Genomic DNA, 18520 nt, shown 5'->3' with positions numbered 1-18520 from the left:
TCTGTCGAAAGTAAGGGCCGTCGACGGCCCCCGCGCCCCGCCGTGGCATCGCCTCCGTTAAGGGCGCGGCAGGGTTAAGGATCGGTTTCGATCCGGGCGATCCTGAGGCATGTGCCGCCGTCCGACGGGCCGTCCGGGCTGGACCTGCCGAAAGCGCCTCCCGTATGGTCGCGGCCCACGGCGCCGAGTCGACAGCCCTGAGATACGCAGGACGCGCATGACCCTCCCCGTTCCCAGCCTGCCCGATCTGCTGCCCACCGGCCCGGCCCGGTTCCTGGGCTGGTCCATGATCGCCGATCCGATGCTGGCCGGCTTCCTGGCGCGCGCCGGCTTCGACGCCGTCCTGCTGGATCAGCAGCACGGCACTTACGACTACAAGACGTCGTGTGCGGCGATCACCGAGGTCGCCCTCGCCGGCAAATCGACCCTGGTGCGCGTGCCGGTGGGCGACTTCGCCATGGTCTCGCGGATGCTCGACGCGGGCGCGGCCGGCGTCGTGGCGCCGATGATCAACACCGTCGCGGATGCCGAGGCCCTGGCCGCGGCCGCGAAATTCCCGCCGGTCGGGCAGCGGAGCTGGGGACCGGACCGGGCCATGTGGCTCTCGGGGCTCCGGAACGGCGCGGACTACCTCGCGGGCGCCAACGATCGGGCGCTCACGATCGCCATGTGCGAGACCGAGGCGGGGATCGCCGACCTGGAGGCGATCCTCGCCGTGCCGGGCATCGACGGCGTCCTGGTCGGCCCCGCCGACCTGTCGATCGCCCTGTCGAAGGGGGCGGCCATCGACCCGCTGGGATCGGCAGTCACGGCGGCCCTCGGGGAGATCGCGCGCAAGACCCGGGCGGCGGGCAAGATTCCCTGCGCCTTCGCGCCGTCGCCGGCGCGCGCCCGGGAGATGGTCGGGATGGGCTACCAGCTGGTCTCGGTCGAGTACGACGTGCTGACCATCGTCAACGCCTTCGCGCGGGTGCTCTGCGAGGCCGACCCGGCGCGGGCCGGCTGAGGTCTAGGCGGCCTCGCCGGGCGCGAGCCGCCGCCGCAGCGCGTCCGGGAGGCGGACGGCGCGGCTGTCCCGCACGCAGGCGACCGTGACCTCCGCGGAGACCAGCACTTCGTCGCCCCGTCGGACGTCCTGGGCGAGCTGCATCGAGGCGCCGCGCAGGGCGCGCGTGCGGGTCACGACGGTCAGCAGGTCGTCCATCCGGGCCGGCCGGAGGAAATCGAGGCTCATGCGCCGCACCACGAAGACGAGGCCGCGTGCGTCGCGGTGCAGGTCCGACTGGTCGCCGGCGAGTTCCCGCAGCAATTCGGTGCGGCCGCGCTCGAGGAAGCGCAGGTAGCTGGCGTGGTAGACGAAGCCGGAGAAGTCTGTGTCTTCGTAGTAGACGCGCACGCCCATCCGGTGGTGCGGGGCACCGTCCTCCGCGGGTCCGTCACTGGCGGGCTCGATCGCGCTCATGCGCCCCTTTAGCGACGGGCGGTGCGACGGCGCAACACGACGAGGGCCGCCCTGGGGCGGCCCTCGCGCAGATCACGCCATGCGCGGCGCTCAGCCGCCGATGCGGGCCGCGAGGCTCGCCGAGTGGGCGTGCTCGTCGGCGATGTAGGGCAGGGCCTCGGTGGCGAACTTGCGGCCCTGGGCGTTGTCGCCCTGCTTGGCGTAGGCGTCGTAGAGCGCCAGGGTGCGGGCGTCCGAGCGGGCCTGCTGGTCGATGTAGGTCCGGTCGAAGGCCCGGCCGTTCGGGGCCGCCTGGAGCTGCGCCAGACGCGCTTGTCCGCGCTCGCCGAGGGCCACGCGGCGGCCCGGTTCGGCCGGGCTGTTGTCGACGATGCCGACCGCGCCGAGGGCGCCGCCGACGATGCCGGTGCCGATGTTGGCGGCCACCGTCACCGGCGCGAGCACCAGGCCGACCGGGTTGCTCAGGTCGGTGCGGATGCCCTGGTTGTCGGAGACCACCGAGCCGTTGCGGGTGAGGGAGGTGTTCGGCGGCAGCAGCGCGTCGGTGGTCGCCTTGCGCTCGACGAGGACGCGGTTGGCGTAGTTGCGGACCCGGGGGTTGCGCGACCGCTGGAGGGCGATCCGGCTCGCCTCGATGCTGGCGGCGTCCGAACGCAGCGCCTCGGCCCGGAAGGCGGGCGTCTCGGTCGCGGCGGCGCCGACGCCGTCCTGATTGGCGAAGGGCAGCACGCGGATCGGCAGGGCGTCCTGCGCGAAGGCGGGCGCCGAGATGGCGGCGACGGACAGGCCGAGCACGGCGAGCGTGAGTTTCTTCATGGCGGAAGTTTATCCCTGACGTTGTTCTTGAGATCGCGAAGATCTGCCGCGATCGGAGGGCAGGACCCTGATCGGGACAGCCTTGCCGGCGCCGAGCGAACCCGGCGCGGTCGCCTCCCCAACTGTCGCGTTTCGGCGCTGTTCCACGCACTCCGGCAGTTTTTACACGTACGTGATCGGCGAGACGCCCGCCTAAGCTTGGCAATATTGTTTCGAGACCGTCGAAAAAACGGCTGTTCCGGCAGCGACTTGCCGAGGTCGCGACGCGGAACCCACCATGGCGCTGCGCGCAGCACCGCCCGTCCGGAGCATGTCCCCGGTGAAATGCTGGTCCGAATTCAATGCATGGAGACGCGTTGACCGGTCCTCAGGGCTCTCCGTCACCGAAGAAGCCGAACTGCCCGGGCGTCTCGCGCTTCGGTTCCGGCATCTGCATGTGCCGGTAGGCGTGCCGGGTGAGGACGCGTCCGCGGGGTGTGCGCTGCACGAAGCCGCGCTGGATCAGGTAGGGCTCGATGATGTCCTCGATCGCGTCCCGCGGCTCCGACAGCGCCGCCCCGATCGTCTCGATGCCCACCGGCCCGCCCCCGAACGAACGCGCGATCAGGCTCAGGTACTTGCGGTCCATCACGTCGAGACCTGCCCCGTCCACGTCCAAGAGCTGCAGCGCCCGGTCGGCGATCGCCCGCGTCACCGTCTCGGCCTCCGCCACCACCGCGAAGTCCCGCACCCGCCGCAAGAGCCGCCCCGCGATCCGCGGCGTGCCCCGCGCCCGACGGGCGATCTCGTTGGCCCCCTCCGCCGACATGCCCAGACCCAGCACCCGCGCGCCGCGCGCCACGATCTGCTCCAGCTCGTCGATCTCGTAGAACTCCAGCCGGATCGGGATGCCGAACCGGTCGCGCAGCGGCGTCGTCAGCAGCCCCGCTCGCGTCGTGGCCCCAACGAGCGTGAACTTCGGCAGCTCGATCTTGACCGAGCGCGCCGCCGGGCCCTCGCCGATGATCAGGTCGAGCTGGTAATCCTCCATGGCCGGGTAGAGGATCTCCTCGACCGCCGGGTTGAGCCGGTGGATCTCGTCGATGAACAGGACGTCGCGCTCCTCCAGGTTGGTGAGCTGGGCGGCCAGATCCCCGGCCTTGGCGATCACCGGCCCGGAGGTCGAGCGGAAGTTCACGCCGAGTTCGCGCGCCACGATCTGGGCGAGCGTGGTCTTGCCGAGCCCGGGCGGCCCGACGAACAGCACGTGGTCGAGCGCCTGCCCAGTCTTCCTCGCCGCCTCGATGAACACCTGCATGTTCGCCCGCGCCGCGCGCTGACCGATGAACTCGGCAAGGCTCAGGGGGCGGATCGTCTGATCGACGTCCTCGGTGCGCTTCTCCGGTGTCAGGAGCGCGTTGGTCGGAGGCTTCGACTTGCTCATGAACCCTGCTTCGTGGACCGTGCCGCGGCCCGCGATGGGCGGTCTCGCAGGACGGCTGGGCACCGGCGCGTCCGGTTTTGTTCTTCCTTACCCGTGAAAGCCGGGAAGTCTAAGCGCCGCGGCCGGGCAAGGTGGCCAAGTGTCGTGGCCAGGTGTCGTGGCCGGGCGTCAGCCCGTGTGGCGCCACCGGCGATGTGAGCGAGCGCACGGGCCGTCGCGATCGACGCAACCGGGATGCAACCGAACCGCCGGCCCGCGCATTCCTGGACCAAACCTCCAAGCATGGCCGCAGGGCGCTTCTCCCCGATGAAACTCCGTACGATCGCTGCCGCCGCAGCCGGCACCGTCATGCTCGCCGTTCCGCTCGCGGCTCAGGCCGCCAACGGTCCGGCCGAGACCAAGGTCGCCGAGGCCAACCCGCAGGTCCATCCTGTATCGGCGGAGCGGGAGGACGACGTCACCTGCAGCCGGGCCCGCCGCCGTCTGTGGATCGAGGGCGAGGGCTGGGTGGTCCGGCGGATCACCACCTGCCGCTGACCGGTGCGCACCCGGGGGCCGATCGGCTGGGCATGACGGGACCGTTACGCACTCTGCGCGACTGGAGACGCGGAACGGCCAATGATCCGGTCTGTTGGCCCAGCACCCGGAGCGCACCGCGCCCGCCGACACCCCTCGGAGCCGGACCCATGGCCAACCGGACGATCGTGACCCTGCTCGCTCTGGCGGCGGCGGCGCCCGCGTCGGCGCAGACCTTCCGGAGCGCTGATCCCTACGCTCCGGTCGCCTACGCGCCCGGTTACGCCGCCGATCCGGGCTTTGCCGGCGAGTTCGTGCGGGGCACCTATATCGGCGCCCCGCTGACCCGCGTGCCGCGCCCGACCCAGATCGTGCCCACGCCCTGGAGCTACGGCACCTACGGCGTCCCGACGGTGACCGGCATCCCGGCCGCTCCGGCGGCCGAGCCGACCCTGACGGTGATCAACGCCGCCCCCTACGGCCGCCGCGGCGCGCGCGCCGTCGGGGCCGACCCGGTCGCGGGGGCCCGGGTCATCGCGGTTCAGGTTCCCCGGCGCTGAGCGCCGCGAACCACGCCGCGTAGGGCGTGTTGCGGACGAGGTGCCGGTTGAGGTCGGGCGCGCCGTCCGTCCACCAGACCGGGCCGCGCTCGCCGAGTCCGACCTTCGCCGCATCGACCTCGGCCCTGGCGGCGGCGAGCGCCTCCGCGGCGCCCGGCTCGTCCGCGCGCTCGGCCCGCTTGGCCTCCTTCACGCCCCGGCGCGCCGCCATCAGGCGCTGCACCAGCGCGGCCCGACAGGTTTCCGACAGGTCGGGATTCGCGCGGCGCCACAGACGCGCCCGGACAACGATATAGCGCCGATCCGGAGTGGTAATGGCCACGCTCATACCGGGGTTCAGCTCCGTTGGGGGGCGGTTAAGCCTTCCAGCTTACACCGCGGATATCGGGTGCGGGTCACGCCATGCAGATCGTCATCGTCGACTCGAGCCGCGTCGTGCTGCAGATCATCGCGTCCCTGATCGAGCCGCGCGGCCACGCGGTGCACCCGTTCACGGATTCGGAGCGGGCGCTGGAGTTCCTGGCGGCGACGCCCGCGGTCCGGGTCCTCATCACCAGCCTGGAGGTGCGGCCGCTCTGCGGGCTCGAGCTCTGCTGGTCGGCCCGGCTCCTCGCCGAATCCCGCGGGCCGCTGCACGTCATCACCATGTCGTCGGCCCGCAACGTCCGCAGCCTGGCCGAGGCTCTCGACAGCGGCGCCGACGACTTCATCGAGAAGCCGCCGAGCGCCGAGGAGCTGAACGCGCGCCTGCGCGCGGCCGAGCGCCTGACCACCATGCAGGAGGAGCTGATCCGCCTCGCCGAGACGGACCCGCTGACCGGCTCCTACAACCGGCGTGCCTTCTTCAAGCGCGCGCGGGCCGCCGCGGCGCGAGACCCGAGACCGGGCGCCGTCTCGGCGATCCTCCTCGACATCGATCACTTCAAGCGCATCAACGACGAGCACGGGCACGATGTCGGCGACGTGGCGATCAAGGCCGTGGCCGAGTTGATCGCCGGTGCCGGGATCGCGGGACGCCTCGGCGGCGAGGAATTCGCCGTCATCCTGCCCGGCCACGGGCTCGCGGAGGCCGTGGCGCAGGCCGAGCGCCTGCGCGCCGACGTCCAGGCCCTGCGGATCAGCGGGGCGCGGGGTCCGATCGCGCTGAGCTGCAGCTTCGGCGTCAGCACGTGGTGCGACGGCGACAGCGTCGAGGCCCTGGTCAAGCGGGCCGATGTCGCGCTCTACGCGGCGAAGGGCGGCGGCCGGAACCGGGTGGTGCCGGATCAGAGCGAGGCTATCCGCGCCGTCGCGGGCTGAACCGGACCGCCCGTCCCGGATCGGCACAGTCCGTCGAGCGGTGTCCCACCGTCGTCCCAGATCGGCGCATTGATTCGCCGAGTATCCGTTTCTGGGGAGCGATTCGGCCAATATAAAGCTTAATATTCGCGAGTTGTTGCTGGAACGGATCTTGGAACTTCGCCTTCGATCCCGGCCGCCTGTATCAAGCCGGGAGAGAGAGGTGCGAGGTCATGAGTACGGCCGTTGGCGTCCTGATCCTGGATGAGCCGGAGGACCTGAGCGCGACGGTTCGCGCCACCCTCGAGCACATGCCCGAATTCCACACCATCGGCGAGGCAGATCTCGACCGCGCCGACGCCGGCAGCAGCGTCGCCTTGGTCTTCCTCGACGAGATCCGGCTGGCCGACGGGATCGCCCGCATCGTCGCCTTGAAGGAGCGCCAGCCGGCGCTCCGCACGCTGGTCGCCTTCGGCGCGCTGACGGCGGACGACCTCCGCGCCCTGCTGGCCGCCGGCGCCGACGCCTTCGTGGCGCGCTCCAAGTCGCCGCGGGACCTCGGCGCGGCGCTGCTCGCCCTGGCGGAAGGCTCGGACGTGCTGGTCCCGCCGGAGCAGCCTGTGGCGATGCCGCCGGAGGCGGGCGAGAGCCTCGGGCTGACGCCCCGCGAGGCCGAGGTGCTGCGCTTCCTGAGTTCCGGGTTCAGCAACAAGGAGGTCGCGCGGCGGCTGGCGCTCAGCGTGCGCACGGTGGAGACCCACCGGCTCAACCTGCGGCGCAAGACCCAGACCGGCCGGCTCAAGGACCTGGTCTCTCTGGCCCGCCAGCTCGGCCTGGCCCCCGTGGTCGATTCCAGCGATCAGGTTCGGCGCGGCACCGACAACCGGTCCTCGGGCAACGACAACCAGTCCCGGCACTGAGAGGGGGATCGGGCGGTCTCGGCGAGACCGCCCCCCTAAGCGGCCGCGGCCGCCTTCCGGGCACCGGACGCGCGCTTGGCTGCCGTCCCGCTCTTGGACCGCTCTGGCGTCTTCGCCCCGCGTTTCCGAGCGGCCGCCGGCTTGACCCGACCTCCGGCCTTGACGGCGTCCTCGGCGGCGGAGAGGCGCGCCTGCAGGAGTCCCAGCACCGCCGCCTCCTCGGGCCGCAGGCTCGACAGGTCCTCGCTCAGCTCCGATTCGACCGCGTCCTTCACCTGCAGGAGCAGGCCGCCCTCCAGGTAGCAGTCGAGGATCTGCGGGTGGATGTAGCACTTGCGGCAGATCGTCGGCGTGTTGCCGAGGCGGCCCGCGACGTTCTCGATGGCCGCGCGGATGTTGCGCTTGGCTCCGGCCTCGCTGTCGAAGCTCTCGAACTCCCGCAGCGCCAGCGCCGCCAGCACCGTGCCGGCCCAGGTCCGAAAATCCTTGGCGGTGAAGTCCTCGCCGGTGATCTCACGCAGGTACGCGTTCACGTCCGAGGAGGTGACGTCGCGCTGGGTGCCGTCCGGGTCGAGATACTGGAACAGCTCCTGGCCCGGCAGGTCCTGGCAGGCCTTGACGATCCGGGCGACCCGCCGGTCCTTCAGCGACACGTCCCAGGTCTTGCCGCTCTTGCCCTTGAAGCGGAACGACAGGGCCGAACCCTCGACCCGGACGTGGGGATCGCGCAGGGTCGTCAGGCCGTAGCTCTTGTTGGTCCGCGCGTAATCGTCGTTGCCGACGCGGATCAGCGTGGTCTCGAGCAGGTGGACCACGGTGGCCAGCACCTTGTCGCGGGGCAGGCCCGGCCGCCTCATGTCGGCGTCGACGCGCCGGCGAATGCCCGGCAGCGCGTCCGCGAAGGCCATGATCCGCGAGAACTTGTTCGCCTCCCGCGCCTGCCGGAAATCCGGGTGGTAGCGGTACTGCTTGCGCCCCTTAGCGTCGCGGCCCGTCGCCTGGATGTGGCCGTTGCGGCGCGGGCAGATCCAGACATCCGTGTAGGCCGGCGGGATCGCGAGGCCGCGGATGCGGGCCAGCACGGCCCTGTCGCGCACCGGCGCGCCCTTCGCGTCGCAGTAGCGGAAGCCGGTGCCGCTGCGGCGGCGGGTCAGCCCGGGCCGGCCGTCATCGACGTAGACGAGCCCGGCCTCCTCGGCCGCGGCGCGGAGGTCTCCGCCGCTCTCCGCCGTCTCGACGCACGCCATGAACAGCCCCTCCCATCGACGCCGCCGGGCTGCCTCGCCCGGCGAGAAGGCCTTGGACAACCGGCGGCACGGGATCGCCGTTCCGGGCCTGCACATCCGTCGCAGGACGGGCCCCGCCGCCGTGCTAGAGGGAACGGATGCAGTCCGATGCCGAACCCGGGAACCTGCCCGTTCCGATGCGCCGCCTGGTCTTCGTGGTGACCGAGGACTGGTTCTTCGCCTCGCATTTCCTGCCGATGGCCCGCGCCGCCGTCGGCATGGGTCTCTCGGTCGCCGTGGTGACGCGGGTCCGCCTCCACCGGGCCGCCATCGAGGCGACCGGCGCGCAGGTCGTCAACCTGGAGGCCGAGCGGGCGAGCCTCAACCCGATGGCCGCGGGCTACGCGGCCGGGCAGCTCGCGGCGATCCTCAAGGCGCTGAAGGCCGACATCGTCCACTGCATCGCCCTGCGCGGCATCCTGGTCGGCGGCACGGCCGCCGCCATGGCGGGCATCCCGTCTCGCGTCTTCGCCCTGACCGGCCTCGGCCTCGTCGGCGCCCGGAGCGACCGCCTCGGCCGGGCGGCACGCCTCGCCCTGCGGGCGCTGATCCGGGGGCCGCTGGCCTCGTCGCGGACGCGCTTCCTCTTCGAGAACCCCGACGACGCCCTGGCCCTGGGCCTGGACCCGCTCGACCGGTCGGTGACCGTGGTGGGCGGCGCCGGCGTCGATCCCGCGATCCTCGTCCCGCAGCCGCTGCCGCCGATGCCGCCGCTGCGGGTGGCCGTCGTCGCCCGGATGCTGTGGTCGAAGGGGATCGACGTCGCCGTCGAGGCCGTCCGCCTCGCCCGGAGCCAGGGCGCGCCGGTGGAGCTGGCGCTGTACGGCGCGCCGGACCCGTCGAACCGGCGGGCGATCGGCGCCGACACCCTGCGCGCCTGGAGCCGCGACGGCATCGTCTGGCACGGGCCGACGACCGACGTCGCGGGGGTCTGGGCCGGCCACCACGTCGCCTGCCTGCCCTCGCGCGGCGGGGAGGGCCTGCCGCGGACGCTGCTGGAGGCCGCCGCCTGCGGCCGGGCGCTGGTCGCGTCCGACGTCCCGGGCTGCCGCAGCCTCGTGCGCGACGGCGTCGAGGGCCTGCTCGTTCCCCCGGACGACGCGCCGGCTCTGGCCGCCGCGCTGGCGCGCCTGAGCGGCGATGCCGGTCTCGTCGCCGGCCTGGGCGCGGCCGCGCGGGCGCGGATCGAGACCGGGGGCTTCACCGAGACCGCGGTGACCGACCAGGTCCGCGCCGTGTGGCGCGACCTGCTGGAGGCCTGACCGTGCGCGCACCGGACGATCCCGCCGGCTTCATCCGCGACAACACCCGCCTGCTGCCCGTCCCCCACGCGCCCGAGATCCGCCTGCACGTCGCCGACGAGGCGACCGATCTCTGGCAGCGGACCGAGGAGGAGTTGCAGGCGATCGGGCTGCCGCCGCCGTTCTGGGCGTTCGCCTGGGCGGGCGGCCAGGCGCTCGCCCGCTACGTCCTCGACAACCCGGACGTCGCGGACGGCGCGCGCGCGGTGGATTTCGCCTCGGGGTCCGGCCTCGTCGCGATCGCGGCGGCCCGCGCCGGGGCGCGCCACGTCGTCGCCAGCGACCTCGACCCCTTCGCCGTCGCGGCGATCGGGCTGAACGCCGCGGCCAACGGCGTCGGCGACCGCGTCGCCGCGATCGCCGACGATCTCCTCGCCACGGATCCCCGGGCCGACCTCGTCCTGGCGGCCGACGTGTTCTACGAGCGCGACCTCGCCGAGGCCGTGACCGCCTGGCTCGTTCGCCTGCAAGCGCGCGGCGTCACCGTGCTGATCGGCGATCCGGGCCGCACCTACCTTCCGCGGGACCGCCTCGACTGCCTCGCGACCTACGAGGTTCCGGTCTCGCGCGCGCTGGAGGATTCCGAGATCAAGCGCAGCCACGTCTGGCGGCTCCGCGGATGACGGATCCGCCGAGACGGTCCCGCCGAACCGCCGCCCGCGCGGCCGCGCCGAGGCTTTATCCGGCGCGGGAATGCGTTACCGTCGAATCGACCCGCGTCGCGTGCCGCGCATGCGCCAGGGTGTTCGGAGTCCCGGATCAGGGCGTGCTGCGGCGGAAGGTTTCGTGGTGAGTGTCGAGTCGAGTGTGAAGCCCAGCCGTGCCCGCGTCGTCGCCTTCTCGGGCAGCGCCAAGCGACCCTCGCGCACCCGCATCCTGGTCGAGGCCCTCGGCGCCGAACTCGGTCGCCTGCGCGGGATCGACCTCGCCGTGTACGACCTGATGGATGCCGGCCCGGGCCTCGGCGCGACGCAGCGGGACGACCTCTCGGCGCCCGCCGCGCGCCTCGTCGAGGCGATCGAGGCGGCGGACGCGCTGATCGTCGGGACGCCTGTCTACCAGGGCGGCTATGCCGGGCTGTTCAAACACGTCTTCGACTTCGTCGACCCGGCCCGGATGATCGGCATGCCGGTGGCGCTGACCGCCACGGGCGGGGGCCTGCGCCACGCCCTGGTGGTCGAGCACGGGCTCCGACCCCTGTTCGGCTTCTTCGCGGCCCACGTCGCGCCGACCTCGGTCTATGCCGGGTCGGACGACTTGGTGGACGGCCGCATCGTCGACGAGACCGTGGCGATCCGGCTGCGCGCCGCGGCCACGGAACTCGCCGCCTTGCTCGACGTGTCGCGGGCGACCGCGACCGGCGTATCCGTCTGACGGGAGACTATTCCGGCCGGAGGCGGGCCCTAGATCGCAGAGGGACCACGCTCTTCCGCGAGGGATCATGTCAGGCTCTCCGCTCACGGCCGGCAAGGCGCCGACCGCGCTGCCCGCCACCTACGTCACGGCATCCGGACTGCCGCGCTACCACCCGGTCTCGCAGGCGCTGCACTGGCTGAACGCCGCCCTCGTCCTGGCGGTGCTGCCGCTGGCCTGGGTCGCGATCAGCCTGCCGCCGACGCCCGCCAAGGGCAGCATGTTCGTGCTGCACAAGTCGGTCGGCCTGACGATCCTGGCGATCGTGGTCGTGCGGATCCTCTGGCGGATGATCCGGCCCGCGCCGCCGGACCCGCAGGCGCCCCGGCTGCTGACGCTGATCGGGCGCATCAACCATTTCCTGCTCTACGCGATCTTCCTGATCATGCCGATCAGCGGCTACCTGCTCAGCGCGCTGTCCGGGCGCGACACGCCGTATTTCTGGCTGTTCACGATCCCGGGACTGCCGAAGGACGACGCGACGCAGAAGATCTTCGAGTCGATCCACGTGTTCGGCCAGTGGCTCGTCTACGCCCTGGTCCTGCTGCACGTCGCCGGCACGGCGTGGCACTTGGTCATCCGCCGCGACGGTCTGCTGGAGCGGATGCTGCCGGTCCAGGACGGGCGCGGCTCGTCGCGCTGACGCGCCCGTCATCGAGCGCGCGGTCGCCGCCGCGCGGTGCGCTCAATCGACGCGGCGCAGGACGAAGGTGGTGCCGACCTCGGGATCGCGCCGCCACCGGCCGTCGCCGCTCGGCACGAGGTCGATGCTGTGGCCCCGCTTGGCGGTCAGCGTCATCCGGCCCTTCGCGTAGCGCCAGCGCACCGGATCGAACACCTCCAGGCCGCTGTCGTGGCAGCCGGGGACGATGCGCACGCCGCCGCCGGTGCCGTCGAGGTTGATCCGGCAGGTGTCGCGCTGCTGGAAGCGGTCGAGGGCGTAGAGCCCCGGCGCCGGCGCCGCCGAGGCGGTCGCGGCCGAGGCGGTCGCCGGCGGCTGCAGCTCGGCCGGCACCGGGGCCGCGGTCTGGAGCGGGGAGGGGGCCGGGCTCGCCGGATCCGTCGGCGCGGTCTCGGGCGCGGCGGCCGCGTCGGCCGGCCGCATCGCGACGATGTCGAGGGGAACGAGACTGTAGCGCTCGCCGCCCTCGGCCTGGGCGACGAGGCTGCGCTGGTCCGGCCGCTTGGCGAAATCGAGGACCGGGCGGACGTTGCGGTCGACGAGGCGGACGGCCCCGTCGACGAAGAGCCAGCCGGCGACGCTGTTCAGGACCGGCAAGGCCCGTCGGCATCCGGCCGGGAAGCGCAGCCGCTGCCCCGCCTCGCCGCTGTCGAGCACCAGCGTCATGACGCAGCGGCGGTTGGTGCCGTCCCGCGACAGGTCCCAGGTTCCAGGCACCTGCCCGAGCTTCTCGGGGAGGCTCGGCGGCGCGGTCGGAGCCGGGGGCGCCGCGAGCGTCTCCGCGGCCGGAGGAGGGGACGGCGGTGCGGCCTCCTCGGTGGCGGCGGGCACGTCCTGGGCGGCGGCCGGCCGGACGATCGCGGCGGTCGCGATCAGCGCCGATGCGGCCAGCAGGGCGGCCCGAGCCTGTCTCACGCGGTCGGTCTCCAGGGTGTCTCGGCGACGGGCGTCAGCGGACCCCGTCCCTCGAACCACGAGACGACGTTGTCGACGACGAGCTGGGCCATCGCCGCGCGGGTGTGCTCGGAGGCCGACCCGACATGCGGCAGCAGCACCGTGTTGTCGAGGGCGGCGAGGTCCGCGGGCACGTGCGGCTCGTTCTCGAAGACGTCGAGGCCGGCGCCGAGGATCGTGCCCGCCTTCAGCGCCGCGGTCAGCGCCGCCTCGTCGACCAGGGTGCCCCGGGCGACGTTGATCAGGATGCCCTCGGGACCGAGCGCCTCCAGCACGGCCGCGTCCACGAGGTTGCGCGTGTCGGCGCCGCCGGGCGCCACCACGATGAGGATGTGGACCGCGCGGGCGAGGCCGATCAACGTATCGTGATACGTGTAGGGTATGTCGGCCTGCCGGCTGCGGCCGTGATAGTCGATCGCGACGCCGAAGCTCTCCAGGCGGTGGGCGATCGCCCGCCCGATCCGGCCGAGACCGAGGATGCCGACCCGCCGCCCGCGCAGCGATGCCGTGAGCGGGAAGGGCGCCTTGGGCCAGTGGCCGTCCCGCAGGTAGCGGTCGGCCTGGGGGATCCGCCGCAGGGTAGCGAGGGTGAGGCCGAGGGCGAGGTCGGCGACCTCGTCGGTGAGGACGTCCGGCGTGTTGGTGACGACGATCCCGCGCCGCTGCGCCCCAGCGGCGTCGACGGCGTCGTAGCCCACGCCGAAATTCGCGATCAGCTCGAGGTTCGGCAGCCGGTCCATCAGCGCCCCGTCCACCCCGCCGCCGACGCAGAGCGCCCGGATCCGCGGGCCGATCTCGGCGAGCAGGGCCTCCGGGTCCGCGGCCTCAGCCAGCCGGTGGACCCCGTACCGCCCCGCGAAGGCCTTCTCCACGAGCGGGTGCATCTTCCGGAGCAACAGGATCTCGACCGGGGCCTCAGCCATCGTTCACTCCCACGTTCGGCCGCGCGTCGGTGTCGGCCGCCTCCCCCGTCCCGGCATAGAGCCTGTGCGGGGTGGGGCGCCAGCGCGCAGGAGTGGCCGGCGGTGACAACCGCGCGGATCAGCCGGGCGGCCGTTCGGCCGGCACAGGGCTCGCCTCTTTCGAAAACCGCGCGCGATGCCTACTAAGGACCACGCATCATCGCGAGAGTTCTGCACCGACCCCAATCGCCGAAGACGAAGACCGATGACCAGCCCGCGCACCCTCTACGACAAGATCTGGGACGACCACGTCGTCGATGTCCAACCGGACGGCTCCAGCCTCCTCTACATCGACCGGCACCTCGTCCACGAAGTGACGAGCCCGCAGGCCTTCGAGGGTCTTCGCGTGGCCGGCCGCAAGGTGCGCCATCCGGAGAAGACGCTGGCCGTCGTGGACCACAACGTCCAGACCTCGGACCGCTCGCAGGGCATCGAGGATCCCGAGAGCCGCACGCAGCTCGAAGCGCTCGCCGAGAACGTGCGCGACTTCGGCATCGAGTTCTACGACGCCCTCGACCGACGCCAGGGCATCGTCCACATCATCGGCCCCGAGCAGGGCTTCACGTTGCCCGGCCAGACGATCGTGTGCGGCGATTCGCACACCTCGACGCACGGCGCCTTCGGGGCGCTGGCCCACGGCATCGGCACCTCGGAGGTCGAGCACGTGCTCGCCACCCAGACCCTGGTGCAGCGCAAGGCCAGGAACATGCGCGTCTCCGTCGATGGCACGCTGCCGCCCGGCGTGACCGCGAAGGACATCATCCTGGCGATCATCGGCGAGATCGGGACCGCCGGCGGCACCGGCCACGTCATCGAGTATGCCGGCGAGGCGATCCGCGCGCTCTCGATGGAGGGCCGGATGACGATCTGCAACATGTCGATCGAGGGTGGCGCCCGCGCCGGCATGGTCGCCCCCGACGCGACGACCTTCGCCTACGTGAAGGACCGCCCGAAGGCGCCGAAGGGCGCCGCCTTCGACGCGGCCCGCCGCTACTGGGAGAGCCTCGTCACCGACGCGGGCGCGCATTTCGACCGCGAGGTGCGTCTCGACGCGGCCAACCTGCCGCCGATCGTCAGCTGGGGCACGAGCCCCGAGGACGTGATCTCGATCCAGGGCCGCGTGCCGGACCCGTCCGAGATCGCCGACGAGAACAAGCGGCAGTCGAAGGAGAAGGCGCTCGCCTACATGGGCCTGACGCCGGGCACCCGGATCACCGACATCACCCTGGACCGGATCTTCATCGGCTCCTGCACCAACGGCCGCATCGAGGATCTGCGCGAGGTCGCGCGGGTCGTCGGCGACCGGAAGGTGCACGAGGGCGTCTCGGCGATGATCGTGCCGGGCTCTGGCCTCGTGAAGGCCCAGGCCGAGGCCGAGGGTCTCGACAAGATCCTGAAGGCGGCGGGCTTCGACTGGCGCGAGCCGGGCTGCTCGATGTGTCTCGGCATGAACCCGGACAAGCTGCGTCCGGGCGAGCGCTGCGCCTCGACGTCGAACCGCAACTTCGAGGGCCGCCAGGGTCCCCGCGGACGCACGCACCTCGTGTCCCCGGCCATGGCGGCGGCCGCGGCGGTCACCGGGCACTTCGTCGACATCCGGGAGTGGCCGCAGGGCTGAAATCGCGATTGACGCCGGCGGCTCCGTTGCCTAAACGGAGCCGTCGCCGGCCGATGGCCGACGGCGAGCCCAGGTGGCGGAATTGGTAGACGCGCTGGTTTCAGGTACCAGTCTCGCGAGAGGTGAAGGTTCGAGTCCTTTCCTGGGCACCAAATGCCTGACAGCAGCCCGCCAACGCATTGGCGGGCTTTGTTGTTTCTAGGGTCCGGGATCCGCGGACCGAGGATGCGGGCGCCCGCAGCGCCTCTCGGGCTTTCAAAGCCCGACCCACTGTCCGCGTATCAGTCGCCCCGTTCGACCGACCGGCCCCGGTGCTGCGCCACCGTTTCCTTGGCCGAACGACGCGGCCGTGGCGAGCCATGCGATCGCGTCGCAGATGACGGGGCGGCGGGGAGGCACGGCTGTAGGAGTGGTTGTCCGGGCCTCAGGGGGCACCGTTCGACCTGGAGACCGGAACCGCGCTGCCATCCCGCGCGTAGACGAGGTCTCGACATTCCCCCAGCGAGATCACCTCGAACCGCCCGGCTCCGGCCGCGGCGGTTTTTTCGTGCCCCGCGCTTCGATCGCGCCCTACTCGCAGCGGCGTGACGTTCCTCCGGGATCCAGGCAAACCCGCCGGCACGGCCGCGCGGGCTTTTCCCGATCACGCTGCGGTGACGCGCCGGTAGCTCGCCGCGAATGCCTGGGCTTCCTCGTGCGTCAGATCGGTGACCACCAGCCCCGGCGCGTAGACCGTCCAGCGGCCGTCGTTGTCCTCCGACATACGGATCTCGACCACCGCGGACCTCCTCGATTGCGAGTGGAAGCTCACCGCTACTCTCGCGAATTCTTGTGAGGGCGCAATACCTCTTAAGGTGCTGGGGTTTCCTCCGGCACGAAGGCGCGGCGGCGTCCATGGGAGCGCGTTTCCCGACCCGGGCACGCCCCGCGTGACCGCTACAGCCAGCGCTCGTCGAGGTCCGTGGCGTTCCGGTCCGCGACGGGCTGCGTCTCGTCACCCTCGGCGAACACCACCACGTCGTCCGGTCCGACGTCGCGGGTCGCGTAGAAATCCCAGCGCCGGTGGATCACGCGCGGGCCGCCGAAGATCCGGTAGGCGTTCCAGTACCGGTCGTCCCGGAAGCCGACATAGTGGACGCAGCGGGTCGCCATCGGCTCACCGGCGGCGGGCCATCAGCCGGGCCAGGCGCGGCCGCACCGGCAGCGACAGCCGGTAGGCCAGCTCGGCGACCGGCAGAATCGGCCGGACACCGAGGACGCGCAGGTCGACCAGGCGACCGAGCCAGCGCCAGCCGGGCAGAGTCCGCCAGAGGCGCGCGAACGCGGCGGCGCCGGAGATCAGCTGCCCGTCCGCGGTCCGGACATGGAAGCGGCGCAGGGCCCGGGCTCGGTCGAGATCCGCGCCGAGCGCCGGCTCGGGCGCCCCGGAGCCGACATCGACGAAGGCGAGCCGGTCCGCGCCGGCGCACCGGCGATACTGGTCGATCTCGGCCCGGCACAGTGGGCAGCCGCCGTCGTAGTAGACGCTGAGCCGCCCGTCGGAGCGATCCTCGGCCATGGCCGCGCCGGTACTCAGGGGCTCAGTTCGCGGGCGGGCTCAGGACGAGCTTGCCCTTGAAGGGCGCGTCGGCGTTGCGCGTGCTGGTGCAGGCGTACTCCTCCTGCCCGGCCTTCATCGTCCGCAGGCGCAGCGTGCCCTTGCCGTTCTGCTTGACCGTGTAGCCCTTCTCGCTGGCGACATGCACGAGGTCTCCGTCGGCGTGCAGCACGAGGCCGTTCTCAAACTGCCCGGGCGCGGTGATCGTCACCGGCGCGTCGGCGCTGCTCACGATCTTCAGCGCGACGTTGGTGTCGGCTGGAAGCTTGAGCTCGGCCGGGTCGCAGACCGGCTTGCCGTCCTTCAGGCTAATCGTCAGCTCCACGGGCGGCATCGCGTCTGTGGCGGGCGGCGGCAGGGGCTTGCCCTGAGCCAGGGCCGGCCCTGCGGCCAGGACAGCAGAGAGAGCCAGGAGCGTCGCCGATCCGCGCGCGAGTGTCAGCATGTGGGTTCAGTCCCGATTGGAGGGGCAGCGCGCTCCGCCGAGCACACCGCCGGGAAAGGCGGCGCGGTCAGCGACGTTCCCGGGCACAACGCCGCACCCGGGCGGATGCCAGCGATCGCGCCCGCGGGTCCCGCCGCCGGATCAGCCGGCATATCCCGGGGGCGTCACGCGGTATAAGGACCCGCTTCGGTTTTGAGTGAGGTCGATTCGCGTGCGGTCCGGTTCAAGGCTCTCCGAGCGCTGGTTCACGCTGGCGCTCTGGCTCGTCGCGCTGGTCTTCGCGTGGTTCCTGATCGGGCTCGGCTCGCTGGTCGTCGGCGATCTGCCGCAGGTTGAGCACCGCTACACTCTCGACCAGTTCCTCGACACCGACCAGGGCACGGCGTCGGCCGAGGCCCTCAAGCAGATCCGCCGGGAGCAGGACGACAACCGCCGGACGGTCGAGCAGGACCAGCTCGCCCTCGAGGCTGCGCAGGCCGCCTCCGAGGGCGCGCGCGAGACCTTCGCCAACTGGCTGAAGACCCGCGACGCCACGCAGCGGGTCGACCAGGATCCCGGGCTCATCGCGCGCACGCAGCAGCTCGACGCGCTGAAGGCCGCCGAGCGCACCATCGAGGAGCGGCTCGCTGCCCTGGCGCGGACGGGGCTCGACCTGTCGGAGCGCGAGGCGGCGCAGCTGCGCGTGGACACCGATCTGCGGGCCGCCGCGCAGACGCGCCTCGACGCGGCCGAGCGCGGCCAGGAGCTGCGCGTCTTCGGCTATCGCCTCGCCCTGACCCTGCCGCTGCTGGCCCTCGCCGGATGGCTCCTGCTCAAGCGCCGCCGCACCCGCAACTGGCCCTTCGTGTGGGGCTTCGCCTTCGCGGCGGCCTTCGCGTTCTTCGTCGAGCTCGTGCCCTACATGCCGAGCTACGGCGGCTACGTGCAGTACGGCGTCGGCGTGATCGTCACCCTGGTCGCGGGCCGGGCGGCGATCAACGCGCTGCACGCCTACCGCGCCCGGCAGGCCGTAGTGGAGGCGCGCCCGGACGCCGAGCGGCGGACCGAGATCGCCACCGACCAGGCCCTGGCGCGCCTCGCCAAGAAGGCGTGCCCGGGCTGCGAGCGGCCGATCGCCCTCGACGACGCGAGCACGAATTTCTGCCCCCATTGCGGGCTCGGCATCTTCGCGCACTGCCCGTCCTGCGCGCAGCGCAAGAGCACCTTCGAGCGCTTCTGCCGGGCCTGCGGCACCCGGAGCCCGGATCTCGCGAGCGAGGCGCCCTGAGGCCGCCCAGGCACCCGGGC

At 72.3% G+C, this 18520-nt stretch carries 22 protein-coding genes and 1 tRNA gene; 12 read left to right on the top strand and 11 right to left on the bottom strand.

Features of this window, described 5'->3' with window-relative positions:
• Positions 1–217: 217 nt before the first annotated feature.
• A complete protein-coding gene (locus BM419_RS03530) occupies positions 218–1006 on the top strand; it encodes an HpcH/HpaI aldolase family protein (protein ID WP_056525316.1) in 789 nt (262 codons plus the stop codon).
• Positions 1007–1009: 3 nt separating this feature from the next.
• On the opposite strand, the gene ybgC is transcribed toward BM419_RS03530, so the two are convergent.
• The 3 genes from ybgC to ruvB form a co-directional block, all read right to left on the bottom strand.
• Positions 1010–1462, bottom strand: a complete 453-nt coding sequence (ybgC, locus tag BM419_RS03525) for a tol-pal system-associated acyl-CoA thioesterase (RefSeq protein WP_056525319.1) — start codon at positions 1460–1462, stop codon at positions 1010–1012.
• 90 nt (positions 1463–1552) lie between these two features.
• Complete coding sequence (locus tag BM419_RS03520; protein WP_042669273.1) at positions 1553–2278, bottom strand: DUF4142 domain-containing protein; 726 nt, start codon at positions 2276–2278, stop codon at positions 1553–1555.
• 367 nt (positions 2279–2645) lie between these two features.
• A complete protein-coding gene (gene ruvB, locus BM419_RS03515) occupies positions 2646–3701 on the bottom strand; it encodes a Holliday junction branch migration DNA helicase RuvB (protein WP_091924965.1) in 1056 nt (351 codons plus the stop codon).
• A 306-nt stretch (positions 3702–4007) separates the two neighbouring features.
• On the opposite strand from ruvB, the gene BM419_RS03510 reads away from it, so the two are divergent.
• Positions 4008–4238, top strand: a complete 231-nt coding sequence (locus BM419_RS03510; protein ID WP_026605348.1) for a hypothetical protein — start codon at positions 4008–4010, stop codon at positions 4236–4238.
• 149 nt (positions 4239–4387) lie between these two features.
• A complete protein-coding gene (locus BM419_RS03505) occupies positions 4388–4777 on the top strand; it encodes a hypothetical protein (protein WP_056525327.1) in 390 nt (129 codons plus the stop codon).
• Here the strand turns inward: BM419_RS03505 and BM419_RS03500 are convergent.
• Entirely contained in the window at positions 4749–5105 is a 357-nt protein-coding gene (locus BM419_RS03500; protein WP_056525330.1) for a hypothetical protein, read from the bottom strand. The two genes, BM419_RS03505 and BM419_RS03500, sit on opposite strands and share 29 nt — an antisense overlap.
• A 74-nt stretch (positions 5106–5179) precedes the next feature.
• Here BM419_RS03500 and BM419_RS03495 point away from each other — a divergent pair, with 74 nt between their 5' ends.
• Both BM419_RS03495 and BM419_RS03490 read left to right on the top strand, forming a co-directional pair.
• A complete protein-coding gene (locus BM419_RS03495; protein WP_056525335.1) occupies positions 5180–6076 on the top strand; it encodes a GGDEF domain-containing protein in 897 nt (298 codons plus the stop codon).
• A gap of 212 nt (positions 6077–6288) precedes the next feature.
• A complete protein-coding gene (locus BM419_RS03490) occupies positions 6289–6975 on the top strand; it encodes a LuxR C-terminal-related transcriptional regulator (RefSeq protein WP_020095849.1) in 687 nt (228 codons plus the stop codon).
• 35 nt (positions 6976–7010) lie between these two features.
• Here BM419_RS03490 and BM419_RS03485 read toward each other — a convergent pair whose 3' ends face one another.
• The gene (locus tag BM419_RS03485; RefSeq protein ID WP_056525338.1) at positions 7011–8222 is read right to left on the bottom strand and encodes a DNA topoisomerase IB; all 1212 of its coding nucleotides are present in this window, start codon (positions 8220–8222) and stop codon (positions 7011–7013) included.
• Positions 8223–8359: 137 nt separating this feature from the next.
• Here BM419_RS03485 and BM419_RS03480 point away from each other — a divergent pair, with 137 nt between their 5' ends.
• The 4 genes from BM419_RS03480 to BM419_RS03465 all read left to right on the top strand — a co-directional run bounded on the left by BM419_RS03480 (position 8360) and on the right by BM419_RS03465 (position 11618).
• Positions 8360–9523, top strand: a complete 1164-nt coding sequence (locus tag BM419_RS03480; RefSeq protein ID WP_056525341.1) for a glycosyltransferase — start codon at positions 8360–8362, stop codon at positions 9521–9523.
• 2 nt (positions 9524–9525) lie between these two features.
• A complete protein-coding gene (locus BM419_RS03475; RefSeq protein ID WP_056525344.1) occupies positions 9526–10185 on the top strand; it encodes a class I SAM-dependent methyltransferase in 660 nt (219 codons plus the stop codon).
• Positions 10186–10369: 184 nt separating this feature from the next.
• Positions 10370–10936 (top strand): NAD(P)H-dependent oxidoreductase, encoded by a 567-nt coding sequence (locus tag BM419_RS03470; protein ID WP_056525347.1) that lies wholly within the window; start codon positions 10370–10372, stop codon positions 10934–10936.
• Positions 10937–11003: 67 nt separating this feature from the next.
• Entirely contained in the window at positions 11004–11618 is a 615-nt protein-coding gene (locus BM419_RS03465; protein ID WP_056525349.1) for a cytochrome b, read from the top strand.
• Between the two features lie 42 nt (positions 11619–11660).
• Here BM419_RS03465 and BM419_RS03460 read toward each other — a convergent pair whose 3' ends face one another.
• Complete coding sequence (locus BM419_RS03460) at positions 11661–12572, bottom strand: AprI/Inh family metalloprotease inhibitor (RefSeq protein ID WP_056525352.1); 912 nt, start codon at positions 12570–12572, stop codon at positions 11661–11663.
• The gene (locus BM419_RS03455) at positions 12569–13534 is read right to left on the bottom strand and encodes a 2-hydroxyacid dehydrogenase (protein WP_056525355.1); all 966 of its coding nucleotides are present in this window, start codon (positions 13532–13534) and stop codon (positions 12569–12571) included. The genes BM419_RS03460 and BM419_RS03455 overlap by 4 nt, the downstream gene beginning before the upstream one ends.
• 244 nt (positions 13535–13778) lie before the next feature.
• Between BM419_RS03455 and leuC the strand changes: the two genes are divergently transcribed.
• Together leuC and BM419_RS03445 are read left to right on the top strand one after the other, a co-directional pair.
• Positions 13779–15191 carry a 3-isopropylmalate dehydratase large subunit gene (gene leuC, locus BM419_RS03450; protein WP_042673866.1) on the top strand — a complete coding sequence of 471 codons (1413 nt, stop codon included), beginning with the start codon at positions 13779–13781 and terminating at the stop codon, positions 15189–15191.
• 67 nt (positions 15192–15258) lie between these two features.
• A tRNA-Leu gene (locus BM419_RS03445) sits at positions 15259–15343 on the top strand.
• Between the two features lie 491 nt (positions 15344–15834).
• Here BM419_RS03445 and BM419_RS33175 read toward each other — a convergent pair.
• From BM419_RS33175 to BM419_RS03430, 4 genes are all read right to left on the bottom strand, one after another.
• A complete protein-coding gene (locus tag BM419_RS33175) occupies positions 15835–15969 on the bottom strand; it encodes a hypothetical protein (protein WP_280141570.1) in 135 nt (44 codons plus the stop codon).
• Between the two features lie 158 nt (positions 15970–16127).
• Entirely contained in the window at positions 16128–16343 is a 216-nt protein-coding gene (locus BM419_RS03440; RefSeq protein ID WP_012317770.1) for a hypothetical protein, read from the bottom strand.
• Positions 16344–16347: 4 nt separating this feature from the next.
• Positions 16348–16749 carry a thiol-disulfide oxidoreductase DCC family protein gene (locus BM419_RS03435; RefSeq protein WP_056525358.1) on the bottom strand — a complete coding sequence of 134 codons (402 nt, stop codon included), beginning with the start codon at positions 16747–16749 and terminating at the stop codon, positions 16348–16350.
• Positions 16750–16771: 22 nt separating this feature from the next.
• Positions 16772–17233: a cupredoxin domain-containing protein gene (locus tag BM419_RS03430; protein ID WP_020095838.1), complete on the bottom strand. Its 462-nt coding sequence runs from the start codon at positions 17231–17233 to the stop codon at positions 16772–16774.
• Positions 17234–17444: 211 nt separating this feature from the next.
• Here BM419_RS03430 and BM419_RS03425 point away from each other — a divergent pair, with 211 nt between their 5' ends.
• Entirely contained in the window at positions 17445–18500 is a 1056-nt protein-coding gene (locus BM419_RS03425) for a zinc ribbon domain-containing protein (RefSeq protein ID WP_056525360.1), read from the top strand.
• Positions 18501–18520 lie beyond the last annotated feature (20 nt).

This window comes from Methylobacterium sp. yr668 (assembly GCF_900116245.1).
Taxonomy (GTDB): Bacteria; Pseudomonadota; Alphaproteobacteria; order Rhizobiales; family Beijerinckiaceae; genus Methylobacterium.
This window is presented reverse-complemented; position numbering and strand designations above follow the sequence as displayed.

Coding starts and splice junctions, on each gene's coding strand:
- BM419_RS03465 (WP_056525349.1), top strand. CDS start 11,004: ATGTCAGGCTCTCCGCTCACGGCCGGCAAGGCGCCGACCGCGCTGCCC.
- leuC (WP_042673866.1), top strand. CDS start 13,779: ATGACCAGCCCGCGCACCCTCTACGACAAGATCTGGGACGACCACGTC.
- BM419_RS03495 (WP_056525335.1), top strand. CDS start 5,180: ATGCAGATCGTCATCGTCGACTCGAGCCGCGTCGTGCTGCAGATCATC.
- BM419_RS03490 (WP_020095849.1), top strand. CDS start 6,289: ATGAGTACGGCCGTTGGCGTCCTGATCCTGGATGAGCCGGAGGACCTG.
- BM419_RS03485 (WP_056525338.1), bottom strand. CDS start 8,222: ATGGCGTGCGTCGAGACGGCGGAGAGCGGCGGAGACCTCCGCGCCGCG.
- BM419_RS03505 (WP_056525327.1), top strand. CDS start 4,388: ATGGCCAACCGGACGATCGTGACCCTGCTCGCTCTGGCGGCGGCGGCG.
- BM419_RS03520 (WP_042669273.1), bottom strand. CDS start 2,278: ATGAAGAAACTCACGCTCGCCGTGCTCGGCCTGTCCGTCGCCGCCATC.
- BM419_RS03435 (WP_056525358.1), bottom strand. CDS start 16,749: ATGGCCGAGGATCGCTCCGACGGGCGGCTCAGCGTCTACTACGACGGC.
- ybgC (WP_056525319.1), bottom strand. CDS start 1,462: ATGAGCGCGATCGAGCCCGCCAGTGACGGACCCGCGGAGGACGGTGCC.
- BM419_RS03455 (WP_056525355.1), bottom strand. CDS start 13,534: ATGGCTGAGGCCCCGGTCGAGATCCTGTTGCTCCGGAAGATGCACCCG.
- BM419_RS03440 (WP_012317770.1), bottom strand. CDS start 16,343: ATGGCGACCCGCTGCGTCCACTATGTCGGCTTCCGGGACGACCGGTAC.
- BM419_RS03530 (WP_056525316.1), top strand. CDS start 218: ATGACCCTCCCCGTTCCCAGCCTGCCCGATCTGCTGCCCACCGGCCCG.
- ruvB (WP_091924965.1), bottom strand. CDS start 3,701: ATGAGCAAGTCGAAGCCTCCGACCAACGCGCTCCTGACACCGGAGAAG.
- BM419_RS03480 (WP_056525341.1), top strand. CDS start 8,360: ATGCAGTCCGATGCCGAACCCGGGAACCTGCCCGTTCCGATGCGCCGC.
- BM419_RS03430 (WP_020095838.1), bottom strand. CDS start 17,233: ATGCTGACACTCGCGCGCGGATCGGCGACGCTCCTGGCTCTCTCTGCT.
- BM419_RS03500 (WP_056525330.1), bottom strand. CDS start 5,105: ATGAGCGTGGCCATTACCACTCCGGATCGGCGCTATATCGTTGTCCGG.
- BM419_RS03510 (WP_026605348.1), top strand. CDS start 4,008: ATGAAACTCCGTACGATCGCTGCCGCCGCAGCCGGCACCGTCATGCTC.